The organism is Micromonospora sp. NPDC047812, from assembly GCF_040704175.1.
Lineage (GTDB): Bacteria > Actinomycetota > Actinomycetes > Mycobacteriales > Micromonosporaceae > Micromonospora.
In genome coordinates, this window is sequence record NZ_JBEYRY010000001.1 from 992,457 (window position 1) to 1,012,769 (window position 20,313).

A 20,313-nucleotide genomic window follows, 5' to 3' on the forward strand; every position below is an offset into this window, starting at 1 on the left:
GAGGCTGCCGGGGGCGCGTGCCGGCGAGGGGGCCGGGCGCCCTCGCCGGAGGTGAATGATGATCATCGAGTCGCGCTTCAACGGGCCACCCGGCTCGGGCAACGGCGGCTGGAGCGCCGGGGTCTTCGCCGCCGCGTCCGGCGCCCCGGGGGCGGTCGAGGTGACGTTGCGCCGCCCGCCCCCGCTGGAGACCCCGCTCACTCTCGCCGACGGGGAGGTCCGCGACCCGCAGGGCCTGGTCGTCGCCCAGGTCCGCCCCACGGAGGACCCCCGGGCGGTGGTGCCGCCGGTGCACCTGCCGGCCGCGCGGGCCGCCTCGGCGGCGTACCCCGGGCTGGTCGACCACCCCTTCCCGGGCTGCTACGTCTGCGGCCCGGACCGCCCCGACGGACTGCGGATCTTTCCGGGGCGGCTGCCGGACGGCCGTACCGCCGCGCCGTTCCGGGCGCCCGGGTCGGTCACGACCGCCACCGTCTGGGCGGCGCTGGACTGCCCCGGCGGCTGGGCGGTGATCGCCCCCGGCCGGCCGTACGTCCTCGGCCGGATCGCGGCGGTGGTCGCGGCGCTGCCGGAGCCGGGCGACGAGTGCGTGGTGACCGGCGTCATGGTCGGTGGCGAGGGCCGCAAGGCGCTCGTGCACACCAGCCTGTACGCCCCCGACGGCGCCCTCCTGGCCTGGGCCCGGGCAACCTGGATCGCCGTGGCCGACGACGCCCGATAATCGTTCCTGGGGATGAGGGCCTCCTGCCTGAGGCGGAGGTGGATCTCGGAAGTGCGCCTGATTGACCTGGTTGCGCCCGCCCGCCACGCTGTGTCACGGCGTACCCCGACGCCACCGCACGAAGGAGAGCAATGACTGACGGGCAGAGAAGCCCCACCGGTGACGGTCAGATCGTGGTGTCCGGACTGACGAAGCAGTACAAGAACGTCCGGGCCGTCAACGACCTGTCGTTCACCGTTCAACCGGGGCGGGTGACCGGCTTCCTCGGCCCCAACGGTGCCGGCAAGACCACCACGCTGCGCATGCTGCTGAACCTGGTCACGCCGACGAGCGGGACGGCGACCATCGGCGGGCGGCGGTACGCCGACCTGACCGCCCCGCTGCGCCACGTCGGCGCCGTGCTGGAGGCCTCCAGCGCGCACAAGGGCCGCACCGGCATCAACCACCTGCGGGTGATCGCCGCGGCGGCCGGGCTGCCGAAGCAGCGGGCCGACGAGGCGCTGGCGCAGGTCGGGCTCACCCCGGCGGCGAAGCGCAAGTTCAAGGGCTACTCGCTCGGCATGAAGCAGCGGCTCGGCATCGCCGCCGGGATGCTCGGCGACCCCCGGGTGCTGATCCTCGACGAGCCCGCCAACGGGCTCGACCCGGAGGGCATCCGGTGGATGCGCGGGTTCCTCAAGAACCTCGCGCACGAGGGTCGCACGGTGCTGGTCAGCAGCCATTTGCTGTCGGAGATGCAGCTGCTCGCCGACGACGTGGTGATCATCGCCGCCGGGCAGCTGGTCCGGCAGGGCACGGTCGAGCAGGTGATGGGCTCGATGGCGCAGGGCGTCCGGGTCCGCGTGCGCACCCCGCAGGCCGACGCGCTGACCGCCGCCCTCAAGGAGGGTCCGGCCACCGTCGACGTCGACGAGCACGGCGTCCTGCTGGTGGGCGGAGTGGACGCCCCGACCGTGGGCCGGGTCGCCCTGACCGCCGGCGTCGAACTGCACGAACTGACCACGGAACGGCCCGACCTGGAACGGGTCTTCCTGGAGCTGACGGCCGGAAAGGCGGGCATCCGATGAACCTCGTCCGGTCCGAGCTTCTCAAGATCCGCACCACCAGCACCTGGTGGTGGCTGGCCATCGCCGCGTTCCTGTCGATCGCGCTGGCCTTCGCGTTCAACGCCTGGGTCGCCAACGAGGCGTTGAGCGGCAACGCCGAGGAGCTGGGCGTCACCGGCGACCAGGCGTCACCGGCGGCGCAGGCGGCGAACCTCTACACCTCGGGGCAGTACCTGGGCCTGATGTTCGTGATGCTCATCGGCATCCTGATGGTCACCAACGAGTTCTTCCACCAGACGGCGACCACGACGTTCCTCGCCACGCCGCGGCGCACGTCGGTGATCCTCAGCAAGCTGGTCGCGGCCAGCCTGCTGGGCATCGGCTTCTGGCTGGTGACCACGCTGATCGACCTGGTCGCCGGGGCGGTGTTCCTGTCGGCCAACGGCCACGGCGCCCTGCTCGGCGAGTGGGCCGTGCAGCGGGCGCTGCTGCTCAACCTGCTGGCGTACGCGATCTGGACGGTCCTGGGCATCGGCATCGGCACGCTGATCACCAACCAGCTCGGTGCGGTGATCACCGCCGCGGTGCTCTACCTGGTCGGCACGCAGGTGGTGGGGCTGCTGTTCATGCTGCTGTCGAACGTGCTCGACAGCGAGGCCGTGGTCAAGTGGCAGGTGATCTGGCCGGCCATCGCCTCGACCGTCATGGTCAGCGAGGGTCAGACGGACTTCACCCCCGCGTGGTGGGTCGGCGCGCTCGTGCTGATCGGCTACGCGGTGGTGAGCGGGGTCGTCGGCGTCCTCATCACCCGGCGGCGCGACATCTCCTGACGCGTCCGGGCGACGGCGGCGGGTGTGGTGCCTGGCACCACACCCGCCGCCGCGCGACGTGGGGCTCACCACCACATCCGGGCCCTACCAGCAGCCGGCCGCACCCGCAGCGTTTGGTGAACTTCTGGCATCTTCTGTGAAACCGGCCACGGGTCGGAGGCGGAAATGCCTGTGGCATCCGCACGGCGTAGCCTGGGAGCCGTCTCGTGCGCGCCCGCAGGCAGGGTTCGCCGGACACCGCGTGACACACAAACCCGCGTGAAAGAGGCGATTACCGGCCGTGTCGACCCAGCAGACTTCGCAGGAGAACCCACTGGCGGGTTTCGGTCCGAACGAGTGGATCGTCGAGGAGATGTACCAGCGCTACCTCGCCGACCCCACCAGCGTCGATTCGGCCTGGCACGACTTCTTCGCGGACTACCGCCCGGCGCCCGGCGCCGGGAAGCCGCGCGGAGCTGAGCAGGCCCCGAAGCCGGCCGCCAAGCCGGAGCCCGCCGGCCAGCAGGAGGCGGCCGCCGCGGTCGCGCAGCCGGCGGAGAAGAAGCCGGCCGAGAAGAAGCCGGAGCCCAAGCCGGAGAAGCCCGCCGCCAAGGCCGCCCCGGCCAAGCCGGCGCCCGAGAAGGCGGCTCCCGCCAAGCCCGCGGCGACCAAGCCGACCGCCACCGGTCCGCAGACCACCCCGCTGCGCGGCGTGGCCGCCAAGATCGTCCAGAACATGGACGCCTCGCTGGCCGTGCCGACCGCCACCAGCGTGCGCGCCGTCCCGGCCAAGCTGCTGGTCGACAACCGCATCGTGATCAACAACCACCTCACCCGTGGGCGCGGTGGCAAGGTCAGCTTCACCCACCTCATCGGGTACGCAATGGTCCGCGCCCTGGTCGCCCACCCGGAGATGAACAACTCCTTCGCCGAGGTCGACGGCAAGCCGGTCATGGTCCGGCCGGAACACGTCAACCTGGGCATCGCGATCGACCTGACCAAGCCGGACGGCAGCCGCAACCTGGTGGTCCCCTCCATCAAGGCCTGCGAGCAGATGGACTTCCGGCAGTTCTGGCAGGCGTACGAGGACGTGGTCCGGCGCGCCCGCCGCAACGAGCTGACCATGGACGACTACTCCGGCACCACGATCTCGCTGACCAACCCGGGCGGCATCGGCACCGTGCACTCGATGCCGCGGCTCATGCAGGGGCAGAGCGCGATCATCGGCGTCGGCGCGATGGAGTACCCGGCCCCCTACCAGGGCATGTCCGAGGCCACCCTGGCCGAGCTGGCCGTCAGCAAGGTCATCACCCTCACCAGCACGTACGACCACCGGATCATCCAGGGCGCCCAGTCCGGCGAGTTCCTCAAGGTCATGCACGAGCTGCTGCTCGGCGAGCACGGCTTCTACGACCAGATCTTCACCTCGCTGCGCATCCCGTACGAGCCGGTGCGCTGGATGCGCGACGTCGCGGTCAACAACGAGGGCCAGATCAACAAGACCGCCCGGGTGCACGAGCTGATCCACGCGTACCGCGTGCGCGGCCACCTGATGGCCGACACCGACCCGCTCGAGTTCAAGATCCGTAAGCACCCCGACCTGGACGTGCTCCAGCACGGGCTGACCCTCTGGGACCTCGACCGCGAGTTCCCGGTCAACGGCTTCGCGGGCAAGCAGCGGATGAAGCTGCGCGACATCCTCGGCGTGCTGCGCGACTCGTACTGCCGGCGCGTCGGCATCGAGTACATGCACATCCAGGACCCGGAGGAGCGGCGCTGGATCCAGGAGCGGATCGAGCGCAAGTACGAGAAGCCGTCGGCCGACGAGCAGAAGCACGTGCTCAACCGGCTCAACGCCGCCGAGGCGTTCGAGACCTTCCTCCAGACCAAGTACGTCGGGCAGAAGCGCTTCTCGCTGGAGGGCGGCGAGTCGCTGATCCCGCTGCTCGGCGAGGTGCTGGAGGCCTCCGCCGAGGGCGGGCTGGACGAGGTCGTCATCGGCATGGCCCACCGTGGCCGGCTCAACGTGCTGGCCAACATCGTCGGCAAGCCGTACGAGAAGATCTTCTCGGAGTTCGAGGGGCACCTGGACCCGCGCTCCACCCAGGGCTCCGGCGACGTGAAGTACCACCTGGGCCAGAACGGCAAGTTCACCACCCCCGACGGCGACCACGCGGTCAAGGTCTCGGTGGTGGCGAACCCGTCGCACCTGGAGGCCGTCGACCCGGTGCTGGAGGGCATCGTCCGGGCCAAGCAGGACCGGATAGACCTCAAGCTGGAGGGCTACACCGTGCTGCCGCTGGCGGTGCACGGTGACGCCGCCTTCGCCGGTCAGGGCGTGGTCGCCGAGACCCTCAACCTCTCCCAGCTGCGCGGCTACCGCACCGGCGGCACCGTCCACGTGGTGGTCAACAACCAGGTCGGCTTCACCACCGCCCCGGAGTACAGCCGCTCCAGCCTCTACAGCACGGACGTCGCCCGGATGATCCAGGCGCCGATCTTCCACGTCAACGGCGACGACCCCGAGGCCGTGGTCCGGGTCGCCCGGCTGGCCTTCGAGTACCGGCAGGCGTTCAACAAGGACGTCGTCATCGACATGGTCTGCTACCGCCGGCGTGGGCACAACGAGGGCGACGACCCGTCGATGTCCAACCCGCAGATGTACAAGATCATCGACTCGAAGCGGTCCGTCCGGAAGCTCTACACCGAGGAGCTGATCGGGCGCGGCGACATCACCGTGGAGGACGCGGAGGAGCTGCTGCGCGACTACCAGTCGCAGCTGGAGCGGGTCTTCAAGGCCACCCGCGACGCCGCCACCACGCCGCGGCAGCTCAGCCGCCCCAAGCGGGAGGACGAGCCGGAGCCGCAGGTGGAGACCGCCACCGACGCGGCCGTCGTCAGGGCCGTCGGCGAGGCGCACGTCAACCTGCCGGAGGGCTTCACCCCGCACAAGCGGATCCAGCAGCTGCTCGACCGGCGGGCCAAGATGTCCGTCGAGGGCAACATCGACTGGGGCTTCGGCGAGATCATCGCGTTCGGCGCGCTGCTGCACGACGGGGTCACCGTCCGGCTCGCCGGGCAGGACTCCCGCCGGGGCACCTTCGTGCAGCGGCACGCCTCCGTGGTCGACTCCCGGACCGGCAACGACTACCTGCCGTTGCAGTCGCTGACCGGCGACGGCGAGCGGTCCCGGTTCTTCGTGCACGACTCCCTGCTCAGCGAGTACGCGGCGATGGGCTTCGAGTACGGCTACTCGGTGGAGAACATCGACGCGCTGGTGTGCTGGGAGGCGCAGTTCGGCGACTTCGTCAACGGCGCCCAGTCGGTGATCGACGAGTTCATCTCCTCCGGCGAGGTGAAGTGGGGCCAGCGCTCCGCGGTCACGCTGCTGCTGCCGCACGGCCACGAGGGCCAGGGCCCGGACCACACCTCCGGCCGCCCGGAGCGGTTCCTGCAGATGTGCGCCGAGGACAACATGCGGGTGTCCATCCCGACCACCCCGGCGAACTACTTCCACCTGCTGCGCCGCCAGGCGCTCTCGCCGAAGCGCAAGCCGCTGGTGGTGTTCACGCCGAAGTCGCTGCTGCGGCACAAACTCTGCGTCTCCTCGGTCGAGGACTTCACCTCCGGCACCTTCCAGCCGGTGCTGCCCGGCTCGGGCGCTCCCGCGCCGGAGCAGGTGAAGCGGGTGCTGCTCTGCTCGGGCAAGGTCTACTACGACCTGTTCCAGGCCCGCGCGGAGCGCGGCGTCACCGACACCGCGATCATCCGGATCGAGCAGCTCTACCCGATGCCGGTCGAGGAGATCCGGGCCGCCCTCGCGACGTACCCGAACGCGGAGGACTTCGCCTGGGTGCAGGAGGAGCCGGCCAACCAGGGTGCCTGGTCGTTCGTCGCGCTCAACCTGCTGGAGCACCTGACGGACGTCCGGCTGCGCCGGATCTCCCGCCCGGCCGCGGCCGCCCCGGCCGTCGGCTCGGCGAAGATGCACGAGGTCGAGCAGACCGCGCTGATCGAGGCGGCCCTGCCCCGCCCGTGACCTGACCGCAGCACCGCCGACCGGGGCAGGGACCGTCACGACGACGGCTCTGCCCCGGTCGGCGTCCGGCCCTCCCCACGCGGCCCCGGCCGGCGCCGCACCGGGCTCGGACGGATCGAACGCCCCCACCCGGCACACAGACGAGCGAGGAACGACAGCATGTACTTCACGGACCGCGGGATCGAGGAGCTGGTGCAGCGGCGCGGCGACGAGTCCGTCAGCGTCGAGTGGCTCGGCGAGCGCCTGCGCGACTTCGTCGACCTGAACCCGGAGTTCGAGACCCCCATCGAGCGCTTCGCGACCTGGCTCGCCCGCCTCGACGACCCCGACGACGAGTAGCCCCACCCGAGTCGCCGGGCGCGGCGTTACAGTGATGTTCGTCTGTCCGTTCGACGGATCGGGGTACGGCATGGAGACGTCCGTGCAGGCGGACGCCGTCGGCGGTCACCGGCAGCGCGGCGGTGACACCGCCGCGCCGACCGGCGGCGCCCACCGCCGTCCGGCCCGCACGCGGGCACCGGAGCGGGCGCGGGCACCGGAGCGGACGCCTCGGCGGCCGGCGGTGGCACCGTGACCGACGCCTGGGGGGGCTTCGTCGAGGTTCCGGGCGCCCGCGAGACGCTGGAACGACACGGTCGCGTCCTGCGCGAGGAACTCCTGGGGGTCGCCGCCCACTTCGCTCCCCGGCAGGGGCTCCCCGTCGTGATGTCCCGGGAGCCGGACGATCATTTCCGGTACGAACCGCTCTGGTACGCCCGCCGGGCCACGCTCCGTCTCACCGCCGACTTCGACCCGGCCGTGGTCGTCCAGCGCATCGCGCACCGGCTCGCGGAGCAGGGCTGGCACACCACCTGCAACGCCTCGTCGACGGCGGTCGCCACCGCGGCAGCCACCCGCGACGGCTTCTTCCTCTGGGTCGAGGCGTACCCCGGCCTGTCCCGGGTCGACCTCGGCGGCAGCACCCCGCCCGTGCTGCTCTACGGGGATCCACCCGGCACCGGCGTCGTCCCCCCTCCCCCTCCCCCTCCCCCTCCCTCGCCGCCGAGGCCGTTCGTGCCGCCCGAGCCGGTCGTCACCGAGGCCACCCGCAAGCCCGGTCACGTGCTCTGCTTCGACTGCGACGGGCTCGGCTGGTGCCCGGAGTGCCTCACCCGGGGATACCTCCTCGACGACCTGGGAGAGCGGCAGCGGTGCGTCGTCTGTTTCGGTTCGAGGATCTGCCAGATCTGCGGCGGCTTCGGCCAGAAGAGCCTCGCCGAGATGCCCTCCTGGGAGCGCCGGCGGTACCCCGACGCGCCCGACGATCCCCGCTGACACCCCCAGCGCCGTCGATCATGGCGTCGTCGCCGGCCGGTCCCGCCGTGCCGGGACGGCGACATCATGATCGACGAAAGGGGGCGAAGGACCCGAGCCGGCAGCTCGAAGAGCTTCTAGGGTGGGTGGGTGGCGCGCAGTGTGTACCTGACCAGCGTGGGATCCGGCGGCGGAAAGTCGACCATCGCCCTCGGCCTGGCCGAGCTGTTGTCCCGGCAGGTCGAGCGGATCGGCGCGTTCCGGCCGCTGGTACGCGGGGACGGTCCCGACCCGATCCTCGCCCTGCTCAGTGACCGCTACCGGATCGAGCTTCCGCTGGCCGACCTGAGCGGCACCAGCTACGCCGAGGCGACCGCGCTGGTCGCCGACGGGCGGCGGGAACAGCTCGTCGCCGGCATCGTCGAGCGGTACCGGGAAGTCGAACGGCGCTGCCCCGCCGTGGTCGTGGTGGGCAGCGACTTCGCCGACGGCGGCGACGGGGCCGGCCCCCGCGAGCTGGCCTTCAACGCCCGGCTGGCCACCGACTTCGGCAGCGTGGTGGTGCCCGTCGTCGACGGCTTCGGGCAGGAGCCGGCGGCGATCGCGGCCGCCGCACGCGGGGCGTACCACGATCTGGCGGACCTCGGGGCGACGGTGCTGGCGGTGATCGCCAACCGGGTCCCCGGCCCGATGACGCTGCCCGAACTGCCCGTGCCCACGTACGCCATCCCGGAGGTGCCGACCGTGTCGGCGCCGACGGTGGCCGAGGTGGCGGCGGCACTCGGCGCCACCCTGCTCGCCGGGGACGACGACGCGCTCAGCCGCGACGTGCTCGACTACGTGGTCGGCGCGGCACACGTGCCGACGCTGCTGGACCACCTGACCGAGGGCGCCCTGGTGATCACCCCCGGCGACCGGGCCGACCTGCTGGTGGCGGCGAGCGCCGCACACGTGGCCGGGCAGGTCTCCGTCTCGGGGCTCGTGCTGACCCTCGGCGAGCAGCCCGACCCACGGGCGATGCGGCTGGTCGAAGGGCTCAACACCGGGCTCGCGGTGCTCTCCGTGCCCAGCGACAGCTACGACACCGTCGCCGCGTCCAGTCGGATCGAGGGGCGACCCAGCGCGGCCAACCCGCGCAAGGTGGAGGCCGCGCTCGGCGCGTTCGAGCGCTGCGTGGACACCGACGACCTGGCCCGCCGGCTGCGGGTCAGCCGCTCCGCGCGGGTCACCCCGCTGATGTTCGAGTACGACCTGATCGACCGCGCCCGGGCCCGCCGCCGGCACCTCGTGCTGCCCGAGGGGGCGGAGGAACGGATCCTGCGCGCGACGGAGATCCTGCTGCACCGGGGCGTCGCCGACATCACCCTGCTCGGCCGCCCGGACGACATCGCGCGGCGCACCCGCGAACTGGGCATCGACATCGCCGGGGTGCAGGTGGTCGACCCCGTCTCCAGCGAGTGGCGCGACGAGTTCGCCGCCACGTACGCCAAGCTGCGCGCGCACCGCGGCGTGACCCTCGACCTGGCCCACGACATCGTCGCCCAGCCGAACTACTTCGGCACCCTGATGGTGCAGACGGGGCACGCCGACGGGATGGTCTCCGGCGCGACCCACACCACCGCCGCCACCATCCGACCCGCGTTCGAGATCATCCGGAACGTGCCGGGCGTCTCGGTCGCCTCCAGCGTCTTCTTCATGCTGCTCGCCGACCGGGTGCTGGTCTACGGCGACTGCGCGGTCAACCCCGACCCGGACGCCGCCCAGCTCGCCGACATCGCCATCTCCTCGGCCGACACCGCCGCCCGGTTCGGCATCGAGCCACGGATCGCGATGCTCTCCTACTCCACCGGCAGCTCCGGGGCGGGCGCCGACGTGGAGAAGGTCGCGGCGGCCACCAAGCTGGTCCGCGAACGCCGGCCCGACCTGCTCGTCGAGGGGCCCATCCAGTACGACGCGGCCATCGACCCGGCCGTCGCGGCGACGAAGCTGCCCGGCAGCGAGGTCGCCGGCCGGGCCACGGTCTTCATCTTCCCGGACCTGAACACGGGCAACAACACGTACAAGGCGGTGCAGCGTTCCGCCGGGGCGGTGGCCGTCGGGCCGGTGATGCAGGGCCTGCGCCGGCCGGTCAACGACCTGTCCCGGGGCGCCACCGTGCCGGACATCGTGAACACCGTGGCGATCACCGCCATCCAGGCCGCCGCCACCGAGGAGTCGTCATGAACGGTCCGGCCGAACCGCAGCAGCGCCCGGCGGGTCGCGTCCTCGTCCTCAACTGCGGGTCGTCGTCGGTGAAGTTCCGGCTCTTCGACGGCGACCGGGTGGTCGACAAGGGCACCGTGGAGCGGGTCGGCGAGGCCGGCGGCGGCCCGGCCGACCACGAGACCGCCGTCCGGGGCATCCTCGAAGGGCTGGACCTGACCGGGTTGGCCGCCGTCGGGCACCGGGTGGTGCACGGCGGAAAGCGGTTCGGCGAGCCGGTGCTGATCGACGACGCGGTGCTGGCCGCGATCCGCGACCTGGTCCCGCTCGCGCCGCTGCACAACCCCGCCAACCTGGCCGGCATCGAGGTCGCCCGGGCGGCGCTGCCGGAGGTGCCGCAGGTCGCCGTCTTCGACACCGCCTTCCACCACACCCTGCCCGAGGCCGCCGCGACCTACGCGATCGAGCGGGACACCGCCGAGCGGTACGGCATCCGGCGCTACGGGTTCCACGGCACCTCGCACGCGTACGTGTCGCGGCGCACCGCCGAACTGCTCGGCCGCCCGTACGCCGAGGTGAACACGATCACCCTGCACCTCGGCAACGGCGCGAGCGCCTGCGCGGTGGCCGGCGGCCGGAGCGTGGCCACCTCGATGGGGATGTCCCCGCTGGAGGGCCTGGTGATGGGCACCCGCAGCGGCGACCTGGACCCGACCGTGATCTTCCACCTGCGCCGCGAGGGCGGGCTTTCCGTCGACGAGATCGACGACCTGCTCAACCACCGCAGCGGCCTGCTCGGGCTGACCGGCGCCAACGACATGCGCGAGGTGCTCGCCCGCCGGGCCGACGGCGACCCGGCGGCGGCGCTCGCCTTCGACGTCTACTGCCGGCGGATCACCGGCTACGTCGGGGCGTACTACGCCCTGCTCGGCCGGGTGGACGCGGTCACCTTCACCGCCGGCGTCGGCGAGCACGCCGCGCCGGTCCGCGCCGCAGCCCTGGCCGGCCTGGAGCGGCTCGGCATCGCGGTGGACCCCGGACGCAACGCCGCCTCCGGCGACCGGGCCATCTCGCCGGAGGGCGCCGAGGTGACCGTCTGCGTCGTGGGCACCGACGAGGAGCGCGAGATCGCCCTCCAGACCCGCGCGGTGGTCGCCGCGGCCGACTGACCACCGGTGGTGGTGGCGGGGGGGTGCGGGCCCGGTGCGGCTCCTCGGCGAACTCGCCATCCCGCCCCGGCGTGCGGCGGCGTCAGGTACGGCACCGGTGGTGGTGTGACCGCGCTCCCAGCGCCCGACCACCGCCGGCAGCCGGCCGGTGAGGATCGCCTCGTGCAGGCCCCGACGTGCGGCGGCGCCAGGTACGGCGCCGGGCAGCGGCCCCGGCGGCCGAAGCCGCCGCTGGGCCTCAGTGCCGCCCGGGCAGGACACCGGGCGGCTCAGCGACGGCCCCTGGCGCGACGCCGGGCGGCTCGGGTACGCCGGACCCGGTCGCGTCCCGGCCCTCGGCGCGGTGGTGCGGGTGCGGGCCGGTCGAACATCCCGGTCGAGGCGACGGCCACGAAGACGAATACCCCGCCCAACGCGGCGACCAGCAGCCCGAACGGGATGCCACCCCAGGAGTTGAGGAAGAAGACCGAGTCGTCGGTGTTGCCGTTGGCGGCCACGAACTCCTCGGGGCGCTCCGGGTCGACCCAGAGCGTCATCGCCTCGGGTGGATCCCGCAGGCAGCCACCGGCCGAGCCGCAGAGGATGCGCTCGTTGTGCTGGACGCCCTCGTAGTCGTACCGGACCTGGACGGTGTCGGTGCCGCCGCCGCGTCCGACGTTGTCGCGCCGGTCGGTCACGGTGGCCTGGACCGGGACGCCGTCCGCCCGCAACCGCTCCGCCTTGGCGTGCAGGTGCCACTTGTACGCACCGGTGGCCACCGCGTTCGTCAGCCCCGCGAGCAGCAGCACCAGGCCGAGGACGGCGCTGCCCCGGTGGATGCCGCGAAGACCGGAGCGGAGCCTCCTCCACCGTCCCGGAGCGCGCTCCGCAGCCCGTTCGGCGGGGTCGGTGCCGCCGTCATCGGCGACGCCGGCACCGGGTGACGGATGGGCCGCCCCCGGGCCCGGGCCGCCTGGTGGCTCCACGCGTTCAGCTCAGCGCGACCCAGGCGAGCAGGGCGACCAGCACGACCGCGACCACCACCGCGCCGACGAGCAGCGGCGTCCGGGACGCGCCGGCCGGTGCCTCGGGCTCGGGGGTGTGGGCGTAGGCGCGGAACGCCTCGGTGTTGCCGCTCGGGTCGGTGCGGTTCTCAGGCATGGCGGTGACCCTAGCCATGCCGATCCCGCGCCGCCGTCCTCCGCGCCCACGTCGGGGTCAGGTCGAGCCGGCCGGTGGAGGCGGTCCGGCCGGGTGGCGGGGGCGTCCGGTCCGGACGGCGGGGCCGCTGCGGGCCGTCGGGCACCTACCGTGAAACGGTGGGGATCAAGCGGCTGGTCGCCGTACTGATGACGACGCTGCTGGCCGGTTGCGCCCCGGCGGGAGCCGCCGCGCCCGGCGCACCGCCGCCGGCCCGTCCGGCGCCCGTGGCCGCCTACGCCGTCGGCGTACGCACGTTCACGGTCGACCCGACCTCGGCGCGCCCCCTGCCGGTGACCGTCTGGTACCCGGCCGACGGCGGCGCGGTGGCCGCCGGGCGCTTCCCCGTGGTCGTCTACAGCCACGGGCTGCACAGCCTGCCCGAGCTGCACGCCGGGCTGACCGCGCGCTGGGCCGCCGCCGGGTTCGTGGTGGCCGCCCCGGCCTACCCGCACACCCGGCGCGGCGCCGCCCGGTTCAGCCGTGCCGACGTACGCCACCAGCCCGCCGACGGCTGGCGGCTGATCCGGCACCTGGTGCGACTCGACACCCGGGCCGGGGACCCGCTCGCCGGGCACCTCGACGTCGCCCGGGTCGCCGCCGCCGGCCACTCGGCGGGCGGCTTCACCACGGCCGGCATGTTCACCTCCGGGCGCTCGGGGCGGCTGCGCGCCGGCATCGTGATCGCCGGTGGCGGAACGGCCGGCAGCTTCGCCGGACCGGCGGCCCCGCTGCTCTTCGTGCACGGCACGGCGGACAAGATCGTGCCGGTGACGGTCGGCCGCGCCGCGTACCACCGCACGGCCGGCCCGACCGCCTTCCTGAGCCTGCTCGGGCAGGGCCACGGCGAATACCTCACCCCGGGACTGCCCGGGTTCGACCAGGTCCTGGCCACGACCACGGACTTCCTCCGCTGGACGCTCTACGGCGACCCGGCCGCCGGCCGTCGCCTACCCGACGACGCCCGCCGCCCCGGCGTGACGGCGTTCGAGACCCACCCCGCCCGCTGACCCGCCCGCGCCGGCCCGGGAACCACGCACGACCGCCCCGGGCCGGGAGCAGCCGGTGCGGGCCAGGAGCAGCCCGCGCGGGCCGGAAGAGCCACCCGGGCCGGAAGCAGCCGGCGCGGGCCGGAAGTAGCCGGCGCGGGCCAGGAGCAGCCACCACGGGCCAGGAGCAGCCCGCGCGGGCCGGAAGAGCCACCCCGGGCCGGAAGTAGCCGGCGCGGGCCGGAAGTAGCCGGCGCGGATTCGGGCGTCGCGGTCTGCGGGCCGAGCGTGCAAAGGCGCGTGCGCGGGGAGGGACCATCCGGCTACGGTGCCGCCGTGAACGATCTCGCGGGGCGGCAACTGGACGGCATCGCGGAGCTAACCGGGCTGGCGTCGGCGGCCGGCATCGAGGTGTGGCTGCGGGGCGGCTGGGCGATGGACTTCCACCTGGGTGAGGTCACCAGGCCGCACGTCGACGTCGACTGGTACTGCTGGCGCGCCGACGCCGACCGGCTGACCGGCCTGCTGCGCGGGCACGGCTGGCGGCCCGACCCCCGGATGCCCGTCGACGTGCAGCTCGACCTCGTCCGCGAGGGCGTCGAGATGAGCGTCGCGTACCTGGCGCGGGACGCGACGGGGCAGGTGGTGGTGGGTGCCGGGCCCTGGGCGGGCACGGCACTGCCGGACGGGATGCTGGCCGGCCCGCCCGGTCGCATCGGCGCGCTGACCGTCCCGATGATCTCCGTGGCCGCCCAGATCGAGTTCAAGGAGATGTTCCCCGTCTGGATGCCGGACCGGCCCCGGCGAGACAAGGACGCCGCCGACCTGACCCGCCTCCGCGCCACCACCCGCCACCGACCACCGACCACCGACCACCGACCACCGACCACCGACCACCGACCACCACCCATGATCGGCTGACGCTCCCCTCCCCCTCCCCCTTCCCCTCCCCCCGGCCCCATCCCGGCAACGGGCCCCTGCGGAGGCACCGCCGTACGGACCAACGGTGATCAGGACGTCATGTACCTCAAACGGGCCGGGATACGTCCATGCCGTCCTGATCACCGGGGGCGCTACGGGGGTGCGGGCGAGGTGCGGCGCCACAGAGGGCGGGCGAGGTGCAGCGCTACGAAGTGCGGGCGAGGTGCGGCGCCACGGAGGGCGGGCGAGGTGTGGCGCTACGGAGGGCGGGCAGGGTGCGGCGCTACGGAGGGCGGGCGAGAGGCGGCGCCACGGAGGGCGGGCGAGGTGCGGCGCCACGGAGGGCGGGCAGGGTGCGGCGCTACGGGTGGGGCGCTACGGGTGTGGGCGGGGCGTGCGCGTCGATGCCCGGTGGGCGGGGGCGAGCCGCGAGGCACAATCGGTCCATGCCGCGTCGTGTCACCCCCGCCCTGCTCGCCTCCGCACTGCTCACCGCCGGTTTGGTCGGCTGCTCCGACGACGCCGGGCCGGCCCCGCAGGCGGCTCCGCAGGTGACGGCCCCGGCGCCGCCCGCGCAGGCGGCCGCCCCCACCCCGCAGGTGCCCGCCGGCACCGCGCCCGACAAGGCCTTCGCCGTCGGCGTACGCCAGCTGAAGCTGAACCGCGACGGGAAGCGACCGCTGCCGGTGACCGTCTGGTACCCGGCAGCGGGGAAGCCCGGCGGGCAGCCGGAGCGGTCGGCGGACGCCGCCAAAGGCAAATTTCCCGTCGTCATGTTCAGCCACGGGTTGAACGGGCGGCCGGCCGACTACGAGACGCTGCTCACCCGCTGGACGGCGGCCGGGTTCGTGGTGGCCGCGCCGACCTTCCCGCACACCTCCCGGGGTGGCGACGGCAACGTGCTCGACGTGCTCAACCAGCCGGCCGACGTGTCGTACGTGCTGACCCAGGTGCTCGCCCTCGACGCCCGCGCCGGCGACCCGCTGCGCGGCCGGCTGGCCACGGACCGGGTGGCGGCGGCCGGGCACTCGGCCGGCGGGGTGACCACCATCGGCCTGTTCACCGCCGGCCGGGACGAGCGGCTGGACGCCGGGGTCGTCTTCGCCGGCACGGCGCTCGGCGTCGGTACCGCCTTCGCGGGCGCCGCCGCACCGCAGCTCTTCGTGCACGGCGAGGCCGACGAGGTGGTCGAGTACGCCGCCGGCAAGGCCGCCTACGACAGGGTGCCCTGGCCGAAGGCGATGCTGAGCCTGCCGAAGGGCGACCACGGCCGTGCGCTGCTCAGCGACGGCGCCGCGCTGCGGGTGGTCTCGGACACCACCGTCGAGTTCCTGCGCTGGTCGCTCTACGGCGACCCGGCCGCCAAGGGCCGGATCCCCACCGACGCCGCCCGCGACGACATCGCCACCCTCGACAACCGTCTCTGACCCCGGCGGAGGGGACACCCGCGCGCGGCCACCCGGACGCCGGCCACCCGGACGCCGGCCACCCGGACGCCGGCCACCCGGACACCGACCACCCGGACACCGACCACCCGGGCGCCGGCCACCCGGGCACCGACCGTTGAAGCGCGACGACCGCCCGGGCACCGTCCACCCGGCACCGACCCTCGGAGTGCGACGGCCGCCCGGGCACCGGCCGTCGGAGCGCGACGACCGCCCGGGGGCGACGACATCCGGCCCAGGCGGCCAGCCACTGCGCCGGTCAGGCGGTGTGGTCGACGACGACCTTGCCGAACACGTCGCCGGAGTGCAGGCGGGCGAAGGCGTCGGCGACCTCGCTGAACGGGACCACGGTGTCCACCACCGGGCGTACGCCGCGCTCGGCGCAGAACGCGAGCAGGGCGGCCAGCTCGTCGGGGGTGCCCATCGAGGTGCCCAGGATCTCCAGCTGCATGGCGAAGACCCGGCGCAGGTTGACCTTCGGCTCGTGCCCGGCGGTGGCGCCGGAAACCACGATCCGGGCCTTCGGCGCGGCGGACTTCAGCGAGTGGTCGAAGGTGGCCGCGCCGACCGTCTCGACGACCACGTCGACCCGCTCCGGCAGCCGGGCGCCGGGCTCGACGGCGGTCGCGCCCAGCTCGGCGATCCGCTCCCGCTTGGCGGCGTCGCGGCTGGTCGCGTACACCCGCTTGCCCATCGCGGCGGCGAGCGCGACGGCCGCGGTGGCCACGCCCCCGCCGGCGCCCTGCACCAGCACGGCGTCCGCGTCGTCGACGCGGCCCACGGTGGTCAGCATCCGCCAGGCGGTCAGCCAGGCGGTCGGCAGGCAGGCCGCGTCCGCCGCCGCCAGGCCCGCCGGCAGGGCCAACAGGTTCGACCGGGGTACGGCGACCCGCTCGGCCAGCGTGCCGGGGAAGTGCTCCGAGAGGATGGAGACGCCGCGCGGGTCGCCGGGGGTGGGGATCACCGGGTAGACGACGACCTCGTTGCCGTCCGGGTCCACCCCGACGGCGTCGCAGCCGAGGATCATGGGGAGCTGCTCGGCGCGCAGCCCCACCCCCCGCAGGGACCAGAGGTCGTGGTGGTTGAGGGAGCTGGCCCGCACCTGCACGGTCACCCAGTCGTCGGCCGGGTGGGTCGGCTCGGGCTGCTCGCCGACGGCGAGCGCGGCGAGCGGGTTGGCGTCGTCGAAGCGGGAGGCGAAGGCGGCACGCATGATCGGCACGGTAACAAGCCGGGCCCCCGACAAGAAGGGCGGCGACGCGGGGAAGGGCCCTTCCCCGCCGCCGGGCGACGGGGAAGGGCCCTTCTCACACCGTCAGCGGGTGACGCCGTCGCGGCGGGCGGCCTCGGCCACCGCCTCGGCCACCGCGGGGGCGACCCGGGGGTCGAGCGGGGACGGGACGATCGCCTCGGCGGTGAGCGACTCGGCCACCACGCCGGCGATGGCGTCGGCCGCGGCGACCTTCATCCCCTCGGTGATCCGGGTGGCGCGGGCGTCCAGCGCGCCCCGGAACACGCCCGGGAAGGCCAGCACGTTGTTGATCTGGTTGGGGTAGTCGCTGCGGCCGGTGGCGACGACCGCCACGTGCCGGGCGGCCACCTCCGGGTGAACCTCGGGCGTCGGGTTGGCCAGCGCGAAGACGATGCCGCCGGGCGTCATGCCGGCGACCGCCGCCTCCGGGATCTGCCCGCCCGAGACGCCGATCAGCACGTCCGCGTCGCGCAGCGCCTCGGTGACGTCGCCCTCGCGACCGCCGGCGTTGGTGCTCGCCGCCAGTTCGGCCTTGGTGCCGGTCAGTTCGGACCGGTGCCGGCCGATGATCCCCTTGGAGTCGCAGACCACCACCTGGTCGGGGTTCACGCCGCCGGCGATCAGCATCTTCGTGACCGCGACCCCCGCCGCGCCGGCGCCGCTGACCGTCACCCGCAGGTCGCCCAGCTTGCGGTCGAGCAGCCTGGCGGCGTTGCGCAGGGCGGCGAGCACGACGATCGCGGTGCCGTGCTGGTCGTCGTGGAAGACCGGGATGTCCAGGGCCTCGTCGAGGCGGCGCTCCACCTCGAAGCAGCGCGGGGCGCTGATGTCCTCCAGGTTGATCCCGCCGAACGACGGGGCCAGCGCGCGCACCACGGCCACGATCTCGTCGACGTCCTGGGTGTCCAGGCAGACCGGCACCGCGTCGACCCCGGCGAACTGCTTGAACAGCACCGCCTTGCCCTCCATCACCGGCAGCGCCGCGCGCGGGCCGATGTTGCCGAGCCCGAGTACGGCCGAGCCGTCGGTGACGACCGCGACGGTGTGCGACGCCCAGGTGTAGTCGTCGGCGAGCGTCGGGTCGGCGGCGATCGCCTCGCAGACCCGGGCCACGCCCGGGGTGTACGCGAGGGAGAGGTCCTCGCGGCTGGTCAGCGGGACGGTCGAGGCGACGGCCATCTTGCCGCCCTGGTGCAGCCGGAAGACGGGATCAGCGGGGTCCACGGTGGACGATGACATGGTGACTCCAGGATCTGTCGAGCAGACGGGGCGGCCGGCGCGGACGCGAGGTGAGGCGCCGAGCGGCGGCACGCGGTGCGGGGGTCACCCGGGCACGTGTGGAGCATAGTGTCGCCACCGTCACACCGGTGTGAGCGGGGTCATATCCGATGCGGGCGCACCCGGGCGGGCCGGGGCCAGTAGCGGGCCACCACGCGGCCCCGCACGTCGGCCACCCCGTACGCCCGGGAATCGTCGGTGACCAGGTCGTTGTCGCCGCGCAGCCACCAGCCGCCGTCCTGGGCGCGGACCGCGCGTTTGACCACGAGCAGGTCGGGACGGCTGCGGAAGACCGCGACCACGACGTCGCCGGGGCGGACCGCCCGGCCGCCGGGGCGGACCAGCACCGCGTCGCCGTGCCGCAGCGTGGGCGACATGGACGGACCGGTCACCAGGACGGCGGTCAGCGGCCACCGCAACCGGGGGCCCACCGCCGGGTAATCGGTCCCCATCGGTTTCCCCTCCACCCGGCCTCCCCGGAGCGCGTCCAGGAGTAATGTCGTCTTGGATCATCGCAAACTTCCCATGGAGGATCCTGATGCGACTTCCGCGCATCCTTACGCCCCGCGTGACCGCCAGCGCCCACTGCGACCTGCCCTGCGGCGTCTACGACCCGGCCCAGGCCCGGATCGAGGCCGAGTCGGTGAAGGCGATCTGCGAGAAGTACCAGGCCAACACCGACCCCGAGTTCCGCACCCGCGCCATCCTGATCAAGGAGCAGCGCGCCGACCTGGTGAAGCACCACCTGTGGGTGCTGTGGACCGACTACTTCAAGCCGGCCCACTTCGAGAAGTACCCGCACCTGCACCAGCTGTTCAACGAGGCCACCAAGCTGGCCGGTGCCGCCGGCGCGAAGGGCGGCACCGACCCGTCCAAGGCCGACGAGCTGCTCCAGAAGATCGACGAGATCTCCAAGATCTTCTGGGAGACCAAGAAGGCGTGACCCTCACCGGTCCGCCGACGATCCGGCCGGCACGTCCCGAGGACGTGCCGGCCGTCGTCGCCATGGTGCACGAGCTGGCGGAGTACGAACGCGCCGCCGACCAGTGCCACCTCACCGAGGAGCAGCTCACCGCCGCCCTGTTCGGGGCCGCCCCGGGTCGCGGCGCGGCGTCGGACGCGCCGGGCCGGAGCAGTCGCGGCCCGGCCCCGGCGCTGCACGGCCACGTGGCGGTGGACGGCCGGGACCAGCCGATCGGGTTCGCGCTCTGGTTCCTCAACTTCTCCACCTGGGCCGGCGTGCACGGCATCTACCTGGAGGATCTCTACGTCCGCCCGGCCGCGCGCGGCACCGGGGCGGGTCGTTCGCTGCTGGCCGCCCTGGCCGCGATCTGCGTGGAGCGGGGCTACCAGCGCCTGGAGTGGTGGATGATCGACTGGAACCCGGCCGCCAGCTTCTACGCCTCGATCGGCGCGCAGCCGATGAAGGAGTGGGTCCCCTACCGGCTCAGCGGGGACGCCCTGACCGCCCTCGCCGCACAGGAACGTGGCGGTCCCCACACGTCCGGGCGACCGAGCGGGTAGAGTCCCCGACCGGGGGGATGAGTGGTGACTCAACTGACCGGGCAGCCGACGACCGACGACGACGTCGTGCACCTCACCGTGCCCGCGGACGGGGGCTACCTCGGGGTGCTACGCACCGCCACCGCGGGGCTCGCGGCGCGACTTCAGTTCGCCCTCGACGAGATCGAGGACCTGCGCATCGCCGTCGACGAGGCGTGCGCGATGCTGCTCGCCATCGCCACCCGCGACGCGGAGCTCGACTGCCGCTTCGCGGTCACGGACGACGCGCTCACCGTGGAGGTGACCGTGCCGACCGTCCGTGGTGCCACGCTCCCCGCCGAGTCGTCCTTCGCCTGGAAGGTGCTCACCGCGCTGACCACCTCGGCGGCCGCGACGGCCGCCGACGGCCGAGCCACCATCTCGCTGCTCACCCGCCGCGCCTCCGGCTACTGACCGCCGCCCGGTGC

General features: G+C 73.6%; 19 protein-coding genes. 14 read left to right on the plus strand and 5 right to left on the minus strand.

Translation table 11 applies throughout. The features are described from left to right. Window positions 1-58 precede the first annotated feature (58 nt). From AB0883_RS04500 to AB0883_RS04535, 8 genes are all read left to right on the plus strand, one after another. Complete coding sequence (locus AB0883_RS04500; RefSeq protein ID WP_366639401.1) at window positions 59-721, plus strand: hypothetical protein; 663 nt, start codon at window positions 59-61, stop codon at window positions 719-721. Window positions 722-852: 131 nt separating this feature from the next. Further along, a complete protein-coding gene (locus AB0883_RS04505; protein WP_366639403.1) occupies window positions 853-1,788 on the plus strand; it encodes an ATP-binding cassette domain-containing protein in 936 nt (311 codons plus the stop codon). Beyond that, window positions 1,785-2,597, plus strand: a complete 813-nt coding sequence (locus AB0883_RS04510) for an ABC transporter permease (protein ID WP_366639405.1) — start codon at window positions 1,785-1,787, stop codon at window positions 2,595-2,597. Before AB0883_RS04505 ends, AB0883_RS04510 begins: the two co-directional genes overlap by 4 nt. Before the next feature lie 280 nt (window positions 2,598-2,877). Further along, window positions 2,878-6,615, plus strand: a complete 3,738-nt coding sequence (locus AB0883_RS04515) for a multifunctional oxoglutarate decarboxylase/oxoglutarate dehydrogenase thiamine pyrophosphate-binding subunit/dihydrolipoyllysine-residue succinyltransferase subunit (protein ID WP_366639406.1) — start codon at window positions 2,878-2,880, stop codon at window positions 6,613-6,615. Window positions 6,616-6,774: 159 nt separating this feature from the next. Beyond that, a complete protein-coding gene (locus AB0883_RS04520; RefSeq protein ID WP_366639408.1) occupies window positions 6,775-6,954 on the plus strand; it encodes a DUF6104 family protein in 180 nt (59 codons plus the stop codon). A 231-nt stretch (window positions 6,955-7,185) separates the two neighbouring features. Beyond that, window positions 7,186-7,929 (plus strand): hypothetical protein, encoded by a 744-nt coding sequence (locus AB0883_RS04525; RefSeq protein WP_366639409.1) that lies wholly within the window; start codon window positions 7,186-7,188, stop codon window positions 7,927-7,929. 129 nt (window positions 7,930-8,058) lie between these two features. Then, window positions 8,059-10,131: a phosphate acetyltransferase gene (gene pta, locus AB0883_RS04530; RefSeq protein ID WP_366639411.1), complete on the plus strand. Its 2,073-nt coding sequence runs from the start codon at window positions 8,059-8,061 to the stop codon at window positions 10,129-10,131. Next, complete coding sequence (locus tag AB0883_RS04535; protein WP_366639413.1) at window positions 10,128-11,279, plus strand: acetate kinase; 1,152 nt, start codon at window positions 10,128-10,130, stop codon at window positions 11,277-11,279. The genes pta and AB0883_RS04535 overlap by 4 nt, the downstream gene beginning before the upstream one ends. Before the next feature lie 269 nt (window positions 11,280-11,548). Here AB0883_RS04535 and AB0883_RS04540 read toward each other — a convergent pair whose 3' ends face one another. After that, window positions 11,549-12,244: a DUF3592 domain-containing protein gene (locus AB0883_RS04540; RefSeq protein ID WP_366639415.1), complete on the minus strand. Its 696-nt coding sequence runs from the start codon at window positions 12,242-12,244 to the stop codon at window positions 11,549-11,551. Window positions 12,245-12,248: 4 nt separating this feature from the next. Next, on the minus strand, window positions 12,249-12,419 hold the full coding sequence (locus AB0883_RS04545) for a hypothetical protein (RefSeq protein WP_366639417.1): 171 nt from the start codon (window positions 12,417-12,419) through the stop codon (window positions 12,249-12,251). Between the two features lie 158 nt (window positions 12,420-12,577). Here AB0883_RS04545 and AB0883_RS04550 point away from each other — a divergent pair, with 158 nt between their 5' ends. From AB0883_RS04550 to AB0883_RS04560, 3 genes are all read left to right on the plus strand, one after another. Beyond that, the gene (locus tag AB0883_RS04550; RefSeq protein ID WP_366639418.1) at window positions 12,578-13,468 is read left to right on the plus strand and encodes an alpha/beta hydrolase; all 891 of its coding nucleotides are present in this window, start codon (window positions 12,578-12,580) and stop codon (window positions 13,466-13,468) included. A 315-nt stretch (window positions 13,469-13,783) separates the two neighbouring features. Beyond that, window positions 13,784-14,368 carry an aminoglycoside adenylyltransferase gene (locus tag AB0883_RS04555; RefSeq protein WP_366639420.1) on the plus strand — a complete coding sequence of 195 codons (585 nt, stop codon included), beginning with the start codon at window positions 13,784-13,786 and terminating at the stop codon, window positions 14,366-14,368. Window positions 14,369-14,814: 446 nt separating this feature from the next. Continuing rightward, window positions 14,815-15,795, plus strand: a complete 981-nt coding sequence (locus AB0883_RS04560; protein ID WP_366639422.1) for a chlorophyllase — start codon at window positions 14,815-14,817, stop codon at window positions 15,793-15,795. A 277-nt stretch (window positions 15,796-16,072) separates the two neighbouring features. Here the strand turns inward: AB0883_RS04560 and AB0883_RS04565 are convergent, their stop codons facing one another. The 3 genes from AB0883_RS04565 to AB0883_RS04575 all read right to left on the minus strand — a co-directional run bounded on the left by AB0883_RS04565 (window position 16,073) and on the right by AB0883_RS04575 (window position 18,795). Further along, window positions 16,073-17,035, minus strand: coding sequence for a zinc-binding dehydrogenase (locus AB0883_RS04565; protein WP_366639423.1), 963 nt, complete (start codon window positions 17,033-17,035; stop codon window positions 16,073-16,075). A 93-nt stretch (window positions 17,036-17,128) separates the two neighbouring features. Continuing rightward, window positions 17,129-18,304: an NADP-dependent malic enzyme gene (locus tag AB0883_RS04570; protein WP_366639425.1), complete on the minus strand. Its 1,176-nt coding sequence runs from the start codon at window positions 18,302-18,304 to the stop codon at window positions 17,129-17,131. 140 nt (window positions 18,305-18,444) lie between these two features. After that, entirely contained in the window at window positions 18,445-18,795 is a 351-nt protein-coding gene (locus tag AB0883_RS04575; RefSeq protein ID WP_366639427.1) for a S24 family peptidase, read from the minus strand. A gap of 86 nt (window positions 18,796-18,881) precedes the next feature. Here AB0883_RS04575 and sodN point away from each other — a divergent pair, with 86 nt between their 5' ends. The 3 genes from sodN to AB0883_RS04590 all read left to right on the plus strand — a co-directional run bounded on the left by sodN (window position 18,882) and on the right by AB0883_RS04590 (window position 20,299). After that, on the plus strand, window positions 18,882-19,286 hold the full coding sequence (gene sodN, locus AB0883_RS04580) for a superoxide dismutase, Ni (protein WP_091103276.1): 405 nt from the start codon (window positions 18,882-18,884) through the stop codon (window positions 19,284-19,286). A gap of 62 nt (window positions 19,287-19,348) precedes the next feature. After that, entirely contained in the window at window positions 19,349-19,867 is a 519-nt protein-coding gene (locus AB0883_RS04585) for a GNAT family N-acetyltransferase (RefSeq protein ID WP_366640285.1), read from the plus strand. Between the two features lie 24 nt (window positions 19,868-19,891). Next, window positions 19,892-20,299, plus strand: coding sequence for an ATP-binding protein (locus tag AB0883_RS04590; protein WP_121400125.1), 408 nt, complete (start codon window positions 19,892-19,894; stop codon window positions 20,297-20,299). Window positions 20,300-20,313 lie beyond the last annotated feature (14 nt).

Coding starts and splice junctions, on each gene's coding strand:
- sodN (WP_091103276.1), top strand. CDS start 18,882: ATGCGACTTCCGCGCATCCTTACGCCCCGCGTGACCGCCAGCGCCCAC.
- AB0883_RS04585 (WP_366640285.1), top strand. CDS start 19,349: ATGGTGCACGAGCTGGCGGAGTACGAACGCGCCGCCGACCAGTGCCAC.
- AB0883_RS04535 (WP_366639413.1), top strand. CDS start 10,128: ATGAACGGTCCGGCCGAACCGCAGCAGCGCCCGGCGGGTCGCGTCCTC.
- AB0883_RS04510 (WP_366639405.1), top strand. CDS start 1,785: ATGAACCTCGTCCGGTCCGAGCTTCTCAAGATCCGCACCACCAGCACC.
- AB0883_RS04560 (WP_366639422.1), top strand. CDS start 14,815: ATGCCGCGTCGTGTCACCCCCGCCCTGCTCGCCTCCGCACTGCTCACC.
- AB0883_RS04520 (WP_366639408.1), top strand. CDS start 6,775: ATGTACTTCACGGACCGCGGGATCGAGGAGCTGGTGCAGCGGCGCGGC.
- AB0883_RS04505 (WP_366639403.1), top strand. CDS start 853: ATGACTGACGGGCAGAGAAGCCCCACCGGTGACGGTCAGATCGTGGTG.
- AB0883_RS04500 (WP_366639401.1), top strand. CDS start 59: ATGATCATCGAGTCGCGCTTCAACGGGCCACCCGGCTCGGGCAACGGC.
- AB0883_RS04575 (WP_366639427.1), bottom strand. CDS start 18,795: ATGGGGACCGATTACCCGGCGGTGGGCCCCCGGTTGCGGTGGCCGCTG.
- AB0883_RS04545 (WP_366639417.1), bottom strand. CDS start 12,419: ATGCCTGAGAACCGCACCGACCCGAGCGGCAACACCGAGGCGTTCCGC.
- AB0883_RS04570 (WP_366639425.1), bottom strand. CDS start 18,304: ATGTCATCGTCCACCGTGGACCCCGCTGATCCCGTCTTCCGGCTGCAC.